The organism is Pseudomonas sp. AF32 (assembly GCF_022342325.2).
Taxonomy (GTDB): domain Bacteria; phylum Pseudomonadota; class Gammaproteobacteria; order Pseudomonadales; family Pseudomonadaceae; genus Aquipseudomonas; species Aquipseudomonas uvaldensis.
The window spans coordinates 1-11,772 of sequence record NZ_RQJK02000025.1 but is presented as its reverse complement, the minus strand read 5'-3'; the positions used below and the strand labels follow the sequence as shown (position 1 = coordinate 11,772).

Genomic DNA, 11,772 nt, shown 5'->3' with positions numbered 1-11,772 from the left:
CTTCATAGTTTTTCCTCGCCGTCATCTTCTGTCAGGGCTTGCAGTTCCAGCGTATCGGGGCTCATGACGCCCCGAATGGCCTGCTCTTGTTGTAGCAGGCGTTTGGCTTCTGCAAGCTGCTGCGGCGGTAATTGTGCTTCGAGGGTCTGGGCAAGCTCGTTGGCTTGCGGAGTGTTCTGGGCCTTGGCCAACTGGCTGAACACATAGGCGTTGACCGGATTGGGCTTGGTGCCCTTGCCCTGGGAGAACAGTTGGGCAATGGCATAGTCGGCGCTGTTCTGGCCGTTGCGGGCGGCCTTGAGCAGGTGATCCAGGGCTTTTTGCGAGTAGACCTGGCCCAGGTATCCACGGCGGTAGATCTGGCCGAGGTAGTAATCGGCGGCCACTTCGCGGCCCACGGCTTTCTGGAAATGCGCTTCGGCAAGTTTGGCGTCGGCGGGTACCCACTTGCCTTCGTAGTAGAGCTTGCCCAACAGCAATTCGGCACGAGGCTGATCGGCAGCGCGACCGTTTTCCAGGTACTGCATCATTTTGTCGACGTCACCCAGCTCGGGGAAGTCGTAGAGCAATTGCGCCAGGCTGACCCAGGCGGCGGGGTAGCCGGGAGCGATGCCTTCGAGCAGCGACTGGGCGGTCTTCTCGTCGGTTTTGCCCAGGCTGGAATCGGCCAGGACGCGAGCGACGCTGTCGACGCGCTGGGCCGACACGGCGCCACGGGCATGACCATCCTGCATTTGCTTGAGCAATGCCGCTTGCTGTTCCGCCTGGCCGCGCTTCTGGTAGACCGTGGCCAGCTCGACGTAGCAGATGTCGGTGGTGGCGAGGGCGGCCTTGCAGACCTTCTCCACTTCGTCCAGGTGCTGGTCGTAGGTGCCTTGTGTGCGGTAGAGCAGAATCTGCGCCAGGCCCGCTTCGGGGTAGCCGGCGCTGCGCCATTGGCTGATCTGCTGCTGGGCGTTGACGTTCGGGAAGCTGTGAGGGTATTGCAGGTACAGCATCGCCAGCGGAATCAGGGTATTGCCTTCACCGTTGGCGAAGGCTTTTTTCAACAGGCCTTCGGCTTCGTGTTTTTCCGCTTCGGTGGAACCGGGCTTGGCTACCAGCAGGCGACCCAGGCGCGCCTGGGCCCGTGGCGAGATGTCGGCGGCGGCACGGTAGGTGGCCTCGGCCTTTTTCATCTGCTCGGGGTCGCGGCTGTCTACCTGAATATCGGCCAGGCCCACCTGGGCCTCGCTGTAGCCCAGGTCGGCCAGTTGCTGATAGTTCTGCTGCGCCAGCGCCGTGTCGCCGCGCTTGAGCGCTTCATTGGCCAGGCGCTGGTCGGGCAGGCCGGCGCAGCCGGCCAGGCTTACAGCCAAAGCCAGTGCGCAGTATGCCGAGCGAATGTGTGGAATGGTCACGGGCATGTCCTCCGCTTACTTACCGACAGCCATGGCTTTGTCGATCAGCCAGTTCAGGTTCGGACCGCGGTCACTGTTGACCTCCACGGGACGACCGGCCAGGGCGCTGTCCAGCGGTTCGTCGGGCTTGATCATCACGCGGATATCGGAGGACAGGTCTTCGCTTTTCAGGCTGGTGCTGCTGATGATCTTGCCGGTGCGGGTGACGTCTTCGCCGGCCACCTGGAAGTTGACGGTGGTGCCTGGACGTACTTCGCCGAACTGGCGATAGGAGAAACGGGCCTCGACGTTGGCTTCGCTGCCGCGAGGAACCAGCTTGAAGATCACGTCGCCTTTGCTGGCGTACTGACCGTCGGACACCAGTTGCTGGGCCACGATGCAGTCGCAAGGGGAGGTCAGGGTGCCGGTCATTTGCTTGCCGAACAGTTCCTCGACCTTGGCCGGTTGCAGCTGGTTGTCGTCCAGGTGGCCCTTGAGTACGTCGAGCATGCTGGTGCTGAAGGTGGCCAGCGGGGCGCCCTTGGCGGCAACGCCATCTGCCTTGACCAGGCTCTGCACCGTGCCATCGCGCGGCATGGTTATGGCCATGCCCGGTACGTTCACCAGGCCGGCCTGGGCATGGCTGACGAAGTACATGCCATACACCGATTTGAAGATGAAGCCGAACGCCGCCAGGCCGACCCCGAAGATGGCCAGGCTGAAGGTCACGGCCCGCAGGCGACCGAAGGCACTCATGCCGCTGCTGTCGTCCTTCTGCTTGCGCGCCTTGGTGAAGTTGTCGCGTTGCAGGGTTGCCAGCACATCGCCGACGCCGACGATGTCGCCCGCCAGGTGCGAGGTGATGATGTGACGCAATGTCGAGATGTCACGTGGCTCCAGGTTCTGGAACTGGCAGCCGGTGCGACCGGTCTGGCGGTCATGGGAGCGGATCTGCAATTCCACATCCATGGCAAGGCCAAGGTTGTCGATCACGAACTGCAGGCGAGCCTTGTAGGCCTCGCCAACCTTGAGCGGCATCTGACCGGCGTTGAAGCACAGGCCACCGGCGGACAGGTCCAGAACCTTGACTTCCATGGGCGTACGGTCGGGACCGAAGAAGCGCAGCTTGGCCGGGATTTTCACCCGGGCGTGTTGGCGCTGGGCTTCGGATTCATGCACTACGTTGACATTCACGGCGGTATTCATAGGGGCGATTTCCTGGTTAATTCATTCAAGTCCGGTCAGACCATCGTCAGCAGCACGGCAACGAAAATGCTGCCGGCAGAGAAGGTCATGGTCCGAGACGACCAAGTGTTGAACCAACGTTGAAAGCTGGCGAGATCACGAGTCAGTGAGGTGGGCTGGCGGGTCCAGGACTGTTGGTCGAGGCGGAAGAACACGTAGATCTTCACCAGCGCGCCGACGATCTGGTTGTAATAGAGGATCAACGGGTAGGCCGGGCCGATCCGGTGTCCGGAGCACGACAGCAGCAGGGTCAGGATCAACCGGGTGATGCCGATCCATAGCAGGTACACCAGGATGAACGCGGTGCCGTACTTGAAGCTGGCGATCAGTGCGACGGTCAGGCCCAGCAGGGAAGTCCACATCGATACGCGCTGGTCGAACAGCACCACGGAGGTGAACAGGCCCAGACGCCGCATGCCCAGGCCCAGTGCCCGGGAGTTCTGCCGCAGGTTGTTGCCGTACCAACGGAACATCAACTTGCGACTGGCCTTGATGAAGCTCTTTTCCGGCGGGTGCTCGACGGTATTGATCGCCGCGTCGGGCACGTAGAAGGTGTCGTAACCCAGGCGCATCAGGCTGAACCAGCTGGACTTGTCGTCGCCGGTCAGGAACTTGAAGCGGCCCAGGCGCCAGTGTTGCAGCGAGTCGCTTTCCACGTCGGCGATGAAGTCGGGGTTGGTGACCACGGTGGCGCGGAATACCGACATGCGCCCGGTCATGGTCAGTACGCGCTTGGACAGGGCCATGGAGCACATGTTGATGTGACGCTGGGCGAAACGCAGCTTGTGCCATTCGCTCATGATGTAGCCGCCACGCACTTCGCAGAACTCGTTGGTGGTCAGGCCGCCGACGTTGCCGAACAGTTGGAACCACGGCACGGTCTTGCGCACCACGCCCTCGGCCAGCACGGTGTCGCCATCGATCACGGCGACCACGGCGCGGTCGTCCGGCAGGTGGCGGGAGATGGCGCGGAAACCGTAGGCCAGGCCGTCGCGCTTGCCGGTGCCGGGAATGCGCACGAAGTCCAGCTTGACCCGCTCTGGCGGGTTAAGGCGGGCCCAGAGGCTCTTGACCAACAGTTCGTCGGACATTTCCACGATGGAGCAGACCACGGTAGTGGGCAGGCCACAGTCGATGGCTTCGCGGATCACCGAGCCATACACCTGGGCAGTGGTCAACGCATCGATTCGGAAGCTGGTGACCATCAGGAACACGTGCGACGGGTCCGCGGCCTTGCCCAGCTTGCGTACCTTGCGGCGCAGGTGAGGGTAGACGATGTACAGAAAGATCATGCCGCGCACGAAATGCGTCGCGCCCATGGAGTAACGCCAGATGCCCACGGCGCCGATCAGGAAAATGAAATCCTTGGATTCGGAGTCGAACGTGGACGTGGGCAACGCCGTGGCGATGCCCATCAATAAACTCAAGTAAAACAGCCAACCGGCGGCCTGAAGCAGGCCGTGCTTTAGCCTGTGCATAATCTGCATCCGTCTCTATCTCGGGCGGGCCTTGTGGGCGGCCCGATGGGTTAAGGCAGGCGAAAGGCCGGCCGGGGCGAGCCCCGGCCGGCAAACAGACTTACCAGCAGATGCCTTCGGCCCGGCCACTTTGTTGGGTGGTCTTGGACATGAAACCGACCAGGTCGATGACCTGTTTGCCTTCGGGTACGTTCTCGGTCAGTGCACGGAATCGCTCATCGCGGTTGCCCAGGATGATGATGTCGGAGCTGTCGATCACCGAGTCGAAATCGGAATTGAGCAAGGACGAGACGTGAGGGATCTTCGACTCGATGTAGTCCTTGTTCGCACCGTGGACGCGGGCGTACTCGACGTTGCTGTCGTAGATGCGCAGGTCGTAGCCCTTGCCGATCAGCATTTCAGCCAGTTCAACCAATGGGCTTTCGCGCAGGTCGTCGGTGCCGGCCTTGAAGCTCAAGCCCAGCAGGGCGACTTTGCGTTTCTCGTGGCTGGAAACGATGTCGAAGGCGTTTTGCACCTGGGACTCGTTACTGCGCATCAGCGAGTTGAGCAGCGGGGCTTCCACGTCCAGGGAGCTGGCGCGGTAGGTCAGGGCGCGAACGTCTTTTGGCAGGCAGGAGCCGCCGAAGGCGAAGCCAGGGCGCATGTAGTACTGGGACAGGTTCAGGGCCTTGTCCTGGCAAACCACGTCCATCACTTCACGGCCATCGACGCCGACGGCCTTGGCGATGTTGCCGATCTCGTTGGCGAAGGTCACCTTGGTGGCGTGCCAGACGTTGCAGGTGTACTTGATCATCTCGGCGACGGCGATGTCCTTGCGGATGATCGGCGCATCGAGTTCTTCGTACAGCGACTGCAGGACGTCGCCGGAGGCTTTGTCGAATTCACCGATGACGGTCATCGGTGGCTGGTCGTAGTCCTTGATCGCGGTGCTTTCGCGCAGGAACTCAGGGTTGACCGCGACGCCGAAATCGACGCCGGCTTTCTTGCCGGAGCAGTCTTCGAGGATCGGGATGACAACGTTTGCGACGGTGCCTGGCAGAACGGTACTGCGAACCACGATGGTGTGACGGGTGGTCTTGTCACGCAGAACAAAACCGATTTCGCGGCACACGGCTTCGATGTAGTTGAGTTCCAGATCGCCGTTTTTCTTGCTCGGTGTACCGACGCAAATCATCGACAGATCGGTGTCGCGAATAGCTTCCGCGAAGTTGGTAGTACCGCGCAAACGGCCCGTTTGAATACCCTGTGCCAGCAACTCTCCAAGACCCGGTTCAACGATCGGCGATTTACCGGCGTTGATCATATCGATCTTGTCCTTGGCGACATCCACGCCAACCACATCATGGCCCCGTGCAGACAGGCAACCGGCACATACTGCACCGACGTAACCCAAACCAAATATGCTAATGCGCATCGCATTTACCTCTGTTTTCACGCCATTAAATGGCCGGAGTTAATAGTGTTCAGCGGTCATCGCGCACTCGGAAGTGTGGAATGCAGGCGCCACAATGCCGTGTGCAGGCATACTAAGTTCCGAGTGTCTAAATAATTGCACTCAAGTTGTGCGCAAAGCGGCCTAGTTGTTATGACCTGCCCTGTTATGCAGCCGGTCCTCGTTGTCGGGGACGTTCGTGCAAAGGTCTTACACTTCTGATTTCTGGCGAAAAGCCCACAAAATCAGAAGGTTGTGTGTTCGGGTGAACACGTTATAGGGGCGCAGCCTTGGCCTTAGTAGGGGATAGTGATGGTGCGTTATCTCCTGTCCTTTCATCTTGGATCCCATTAGGCGACCGTTTCGCTTAGTTGTCGTGACAACTTGGTTACTTCTGTCGACCTCCTGCGTAAGTTATCTCGTACACGCTCGGCGAGAATCGTTACGGGTGGTATGAGCCGTGCATTTGGACATAGTTCCGATCCGCTCATCGCGATTTTCGAAATTTTTCGAAATATCTGCTGGGATGGCACTGCTTTCAAATTGATAGCACTTGCGATTTCGGCCTTTAGTTACGGGGAGTTAAAAGGCCTGGATAGTTTTTTGCCACTATCGTTGAAAATTTTCCGTGCCACTACGGAAAAAACTGACATTTGTCGAGTGAAAGAAAAGTTAGCGCCAGGGGTGTCTTGAAAGTTGACGCCAAGAAAGTGGCGAATCGGGCGAGGAACTGAGATGACATCTTCGGAGTTGATCGAGGCCCCTGATCAGGGGCCTGGAGAGTCGTTGCGTTATTGCGGTGCGTGGTCGCGCAGGAAAACCAGTTTTTGCGGGGACGATTGTTCAGTGCTGAAGCGATAGCCCTGCACATCGAACTGCTTGAGCATTTCCGGATCGTTGATGCGTTCCTGAATGACAAAGCGGCTCATCAGGCCGCGGGCCTTTTTGGCGTAGAAGCTGATGATTTTGTACTGGCCGTTCTTCAGGTCTTTGAATTCGGTGTCGATGACGCGCGCTTTCAAGGCGTTGCGCTTGACCGCCGAAAAGTATTCGTTGGAAGCCAGGTTCAACAGCACGTCATCGCCCTGGTCGGCCAGGGCTTCGTTCAACCACTCGCTGATGCGGGTGCCCCAGAAGGCGTAAAGATCCTTGCCCCGGGCATTGGTCAGCTTCGTGCCCATCTCCAGGCGATAGGGCTGCATCAGGTCCAGCGGTCGCAACAGGCCATACAGTCCGGAGAGCATGCGCAGATGTCGCTGGGCATGATCGAAATCGGCGTCGCTGAAGCTTTGCGCATCAAGGCCGGTATACACGTCGCCTTTGAAGGCCAGCAGCGCTTGCTTGGCGTTGGCGGTTGTGAACGCCGGGGTCCAGCTGCCGAACCGCGCGGCATTGAGGCCGCCGATCTTGTCGGAGACGTGCATCAGTTCACTGATCTGTGCCGGCGAGAGTTCGCGCAGTTGCTCGATCAGTTCCTGCGAGTGGTCCAGGTATTGCGGCTGGGTGAAGCGAGAGGTGGCCGGCGGTGTTTCATAATCAAGGGTCTTGGCGGGGGAAATCACCATCAGCATGCAATCGTCTCCTTTAAAGGTGCGGCGATTCTAGGAGGTTGTCCGGATGGACTCCAGCTATTGGGGTGATAGGAGATGGGCGGCTTCCGGGCTGCCCTCGCCACAAGAATGAATACCAGCATGAGATCCAGAGGGCGGAGTCCCAGGATCGGCTATGATGCCGCGCGGGTTTCGTTATGGAGACATCCCTTTTGCGCATCGCTCTTTTATTGTCGGCCTGGCTGTTGAGCCTCGGTGCCTGGGCCGCGCCCAACGACATCGCCACCCTGGACCGCAGCACCTGGCCGGAACAACTCACCAGCCCGACCCTGTTCGATGTGGCCTCCCGTGCCGAGATCCTGATGTTTGCCCGGGTCTTGCTGGACACCGATGCCATGGACGAGATAGCGCTCAAGCAATATCTGGGGTTGCGCACCGTCAACATGGCGGCGATCACCGCCCTTCGTGCGCGTCTATGGCAGCGGTTGCTGACCAGTTACAACTTTGCCCAGCAAAGCTGCGACCAGGACGCATCCTTCTGTTACCTGGTCGAAGACCTGGCCACCTTGCGCGAAGAAGCGGGCCGGTTCCATCTCGATGACGATTCCTTCTATATCAAGTGGGCCGGTCCGAGCCGGATCTTTCACACCCAATATCGGGACGAATTGCTGCGCAAGGCTGCGCTGTTTCCACAGACCAGCAGCGAGATCGAGCGTTTCGGCGATTACGAGCGTAACGGCGAAGACATGCATGACCGGCTGTTTCTGCTGACCTTCGACAGCGGTGCCAACGTTGCGCCGGATAACACGCCCTGGCTGACCGAGTACCTGCGCAAGTCGAACATGAACGGTACTTTTTTCGTCCTTGGCAAGGATATTCAGGCGCGGCTGGCGGATCGCTCGGTCAACAGTCTCCAGGCGTTGTATTCCGGCCAATGCGTGGGCGTGCAGGGTTGGGAGTTCCGCTCACACAGCTATTGGCAGGACTGGCAGGACTCAGTGCGACGCAGCGTCGAACTGGTCAAGGGCAAGTTGCCTGAAAACTACGTTCCGTTGTTCCGCCCGCCCCAGGGGCAGCGGCGTGGCGACGCCGAAGCCTTTTTCCGCAAACAGGGCCTGCAGGTGGCGTTGTGGGACATCGATCCCCAGGACGGCAGCAACCGACTCAAGCCCGAGCAAAGCGCCCATCGGGCGTTGACCCTGATGCTGCTCTGGCGCCACGGGGTGATCAACTTCAATGCCAAGCAGGATGCAGTGAAAACGGCAATGCCCTGGCTCATCGCGCAAACGGCGCAAAGCGGGATTGGTTGGGAAGATTGTCAGGACGCGTTTCACTGAAAACCGCAAGGGCCCGGAAACATTGGGGCAAAGGAAAATCCCGGTGTGCATTCGTGGCGACCGGACTTCCGACTTTAACGGGGCGGCGGTGGTACGCCAAGGGCTTTTCGTCACTCTGAAAAATAAACTTCAAAAAAGCGTCAAAGTGCTTTTTCCTGTCATGGTTTTTGGAGTATCAAGAAGTCAGACCGCCGAAACCTGCAACACAGGTGGCGTCTTCCAAGACCCAGCTTGTGTGCAGTTCACCTCAATCCCCGCGGGTGAATTCGGTGGCTACCTCGAGGCGCAGCACTGTCATGGTATTGCGTCGAATGGCCCCCACAAAGGTGACCGAGTATGGATGACCACGGACGTAGCCCTTCCTCCAACCAGCCAATCCTCTATGTACTCGATACCAACGTATTGATCCACGATCCAAACGCACTTCTGAACTTCGAAGAACACCACGTTGCCATCCCCATGACCGTGCTCGAAGAGCTGGACAAGCTCAAGAGTGGGCATCACAGCGTGGCGGCCGAGTGTCGGCAGGCGATTCGCCTGATCGACAAGACCCTGGGGGATGCTTCTCCCGAGGATGTCGAACTGGGTGTACCGATCCAGCGCGGCAAAAGCGGTCCCAAGGGCCTGCTCTCGATCCTGATGAGCAAGCGCACCGAACCCAATCTGGTGCTGCCCGAACACTTGAACGACAACATCATCATCAACCAATTGATCGACCTGCACGCGCGCAACAAGGATCAGGCCGTGGTGCTGGTGACCAAAGACATCAACATGCGCCTCAAGGCCCGCGCCTGCGGGATCGCGGCAGAGGACTACAGCACCGACCAACTGGTGGACGACGTTTCGCTGCTGCCCAACGGCTACCACACCATGACCGGTTCCTTCTGGGACCGTGTGAGCAAGGTCGATACCCGTCAGGACCATGGGCGCACCTGGCACCAGGTGCAACTGATCGACAACCTGCCGGCGGTGCACATCAACGAGTTCATCATTGACGAGCAGGGGTTCGTTGGCTGGATCAAGGAGATCGAAGACGACAAACTGCTGATTCTGGACTTGCACCAGGAGCCCCTGCTGCATCAGGAGGCCTGGGGGCTCAAACCGCGCGATATCTACCAGAGCCTGGCCCTGTTCGCCTTGCTCGACCCGGATATCCATCTGGTCAACCTGTCCGGCGCCGCCGGTTCCGGCAAGACCATCCTGGCCCTGGCTGCCGCTATCGAGCAGACCATGGTCAGTAAACGCTACCGGCGCATCATCGCCACCCGCAGCGTGCAGGGCCTGGACCAGGAGATCGGTTTCCTGCCCGGTACCGAAGCGGAAAAAATGGAGCCCTGGCTGGGAGCGATCACCGACAACCTCGAGGCCTTGCACATGGATGACGAAAGCACCCATGGCAGCGTCGACTACATCCTCAGCAAAGTGCCGTTGCAGTTCAAATCCCTCAACTACATTCGAGGCCGCAGCTTCCAGCAGAGCCTGATCCTGATCGACGAATGCCAGAACCTCACCCCGCACCAGATGAAGACCATCATCACCCGTGCCGGCGCCGGTTCCAAAGTGGTGTGCCTGGGTAACCTGGCACAGATCGACACGCCTTACCTGTCCGCGACCAGCTCCGGGCTGACCTACCTGACCGAACGCTTCAAGGACTTCCCCAACGGCGTCCACATTACCCTGCAAGGCGTACCGCGCTCGATCCTGGCCGAATACGCCGAATCGCATCTGTAACCCCACCGGACCGGGCAGCCTCCAGGCTGCCTGGTTTTAGCTGGCTGCCTATGATCCCTGTGGGAGCGGGCTTGCTCGCGAAAGCGGTATATCAGCCATACATGCATTGCCTGACAAACCGCTTTCGCGAGCAAGCCCGCTCCCACATTGGGTTGTGCGGTGTCCCGTAAATTGCTTTCTTCAGGTGCGACAATCAGTCGTGCCGGAATCTGACCCACAGGTTTACAATCGACGTTCCTGATCAGGAGTATCCCTGTGCTGACTCATCTCGATTCCCAAGGTCGCGCCAACATGGTCGACGTGACCGACAAGGCCGTGACGTTCCGTGAGGCCACGGCCGAAGCCTTTGTGCGCATGCTGCCCGATACATTGCAAATGATCGTCAGCGGGGGCCACCCCAAAGGGGATGTGTTCGCCGTGGCGCGCATTGCCGGCATCCAGGCGGCCAAAAAGACCAGCGATCTGATTCCGCTCTGCCATCCGCTGATGCTCACCAGCGTCAAGGTCGAGCTCGATGCGGCCGGGGATGACCTGGTGCGCATCGTTGCCCGCTGCAAACTGTCGGGGCAGACCGGGGTGGAGATGGAAGCGCTGACCGCTGCCAGCGTCGCCGCGCTGACGATCTACGACATGTGCAAGGCCGTCGACCGGGGCATGACCATCGAGGGCGTGCGGGTGCTGGAGAAACTGGGCGGCAAGAGTGGCCATTTTCGGGCGGATGCATCATGAGCATTACCGTGAAGTTTTTTGCGCGTTATCGCGAGTCGCTGGGTCTGGATTCCGAGAGGATCGATGGCAACTTTCACACGGTGGAAGACGTTCGTGCGTTTTTGGCGGCGCGCGAAGGGTTCGACGTATTGAGCGAGCAGAATCTGATGTGTGCTCGCAACGAAGAGCTGTGCCAGCTCGACGAACCGCTGGCCGACGGTGACGAGGTCGCGTTCTTTCCCACCGTGACCGGAGGCTGAGCCATGGCGATTCGTGTGCAGGCCGATCCATTCGACCCGGGCGCCGAAGTCAACGCGATGCACGCGGCCAATGTCGGCGTGGGGGCGGTGGTGAGTTTTGTCGGTTACGTACGTGACTTCAACGATGGCCTCGATGTGTCCGGGATGTTCCTCGAACATTATCCGGGCATGACTGAAAAGGCCCTGGGCAAGATTGCGACCGAGGCCGAGCAGCGCTGGCCGTTGTTGAAACTGGAAGTGCTGCACCGCATCGGCGCCCTGGAGCCGGGCGAGCCGATTGTCTTCGTAGGAGCTGCCAGTGCCCATCGTCAGGCGGCGTTCGACGCCTGCGCCTTCGTCATGGACTACCTCAAGACCCGTGCTCCGTTCTGGAAGAAAGAAAACACCGTCGATGGCCCGCGTTGGGTCGAAGGACGGGACAGCGATCATGCGGCGGCGGATCGCTGGAAGCAGTGAATACCTTGTAGATTTTCATTGGTCATCAGGCCGTCATCGCGAGCAGGCTCGCTCCCACAATGGATCTGAGTTTGTACACAGGTCCCCTAATGAAATGGTCCTCTCAGACCTCCCCCAGTGAAAGCTAAGCTTTCACTGGGGGATCTAATCGGAGACCGCCGCCATGAATACTGACAATCTTGCTCTCACTAGT

10 protein-coding genes are annotated in these 11,772 nt (G+C 59.5%); 5 read left to right on the top strand and 5 right to left on the bottom strand.

Annotated features, from left to right (window positions below):
- Positions 1 to 2: 2 nt before the first annotated feature.
- From algK to yaaA, 5 genes are all read right to left on the bottom strand, one after another.
- A complete protein-coding gene (gene algK, locus EGM97_RS21315; RefSeq protein WP_477788846.1) occupies positions 3 to 1,406 on the bottom strand; it encodes an alginate biosynthesis TPR repeat lipoprotein AlgK in 1,404 nt (467 codons plus the stop codon).
- 9 nt (positions 1,407 to 1,415) lie between these two features.
- Positions 1,416 to 2,585 carry an alginate biosynthesis protein Alg44 gene (locus tag EGM97_RS21310; protein WP_238962613.1) on the bottom strand — a complete coding sequence of 390 codons (1,170 nt, stop codon included), beginning with the start codon at positions 2,583 to 2,585 and terminating at the stop codon, positions 1,416 to 1,418.
- 35 nt (positions 2,586 to 2,620) lie between these two features.
- Positions 2,621 to 4,102, bottom strand: a complete 1,482-nt coding sequence (gene alg8, locus EGM97_RS21305) for a mannuronan synthase (RefSeq protein ID WP_477788845.1) — start codon at positions 4,100 to 4,102, stop codon at positions 2,621 to 2,623.
- Positions 4,103 to 4,202: 100 nt separating this feature from the next.
- Positions 4,203 to 5,519 (bottom strand): nucleotide sugar dehydrogenase, encoded by a 1,317-nt coding sequence (locus EGM97_RS21300; protein ID WP_238962612.1) that lies wholly within the window; start codon positions 5,517 to 5,519, stop codon positions 4,203 to 4,205.
- Positions 5,520 to 6,328: 809 nt separating this feature from the next.
- On the bottom strand, positions 6,329 to 7,108 hold the full coding sequence (gene yaaA / locus EGM97_RS21295) for a peroxide stress protein YaaA (RefSeq protein ID WP_238962611.1): 780 nt from the start codon (positions 7,106 to 7,108) through the stop codon (positions 6,329 to 6,331).
- Positions 7,109 to 7,299: 191 nt separating this feature from the next.
- Between yaaA and EGM97_RS21290 the strand changes: the two genes are divergently transcribed.
- The 5 genes from EGM97_RS21290 (at position 7,300) to moaE (ending at position 11,579) form a co-directional block, all read left to right on the top strand.
- On the top strand, positions 7,300 to 8,424 hold the full coding sequence (locus EGM97_RS21290) for a polysaccharide deacetylase family protein (protein ID WP_238962643.1): 1,125 nt from the start codon (positions 7,300 to 7,302) through the stop codon (positions 8,422 to 8,424).
- Positions 8,425 to 8,760: 336 nt separating this feature from the next.
- Positions 8,761 to 10,155, top strand: coding sequence for a PhoH family protein (locus EGM97_RS21285; protein ID WP_053146685.1), 1,395 nt, complete (start codon positions 8,761 to 8,763; stop codon positions 10,153 to 10,155).
- A gap of 255 nt (positions 10,156 to 10,410) precedes the next feature.
- The gene (gene moaC / locus EGM97_RS21280) at positions 10,411 to 10,884 is read left to right on the top strand and encodes a cyclic pyranopterin monophosphate synthase MoaC (RefSeq protein WP_238962610.1); all 474 of its coding nucleotides are present in this window, start codon (positions 10,411 to 10,413) and stop codon (positions 10,882 to 10,884) included.
- Complete coding sequence (locus EGM97_RS21275; protein WP_238962609.1) at positions 10,881 to 11,123, top strand: MoaD/ThiS family protein; 243 nt, start codon at positions 10,881 to 10,883, stop codon at positions 11,121 to 11,123. Before moaC ends, EGM97_RS21275 begins: the two co-directional genes overlap by 4 nt.
- A gap of 3 nt (positions 11,124 to 11,126) precedes the next feature.
- On the top strand, positions 11,127 to 11,579 hold the full coding sequence (moaE, locus tag EGM97_RS21270) for a molybdopterin synthase catalytic subunit MoaE (RefSeq protein ID WP_238962608.1): 453 nt from the start codon (positions 11,127 to 11,129) through the stop codon (positions 11,577 to 11,579).
- Positions 11,580 to 11,772: the final 193 nt, after the last annotated feature.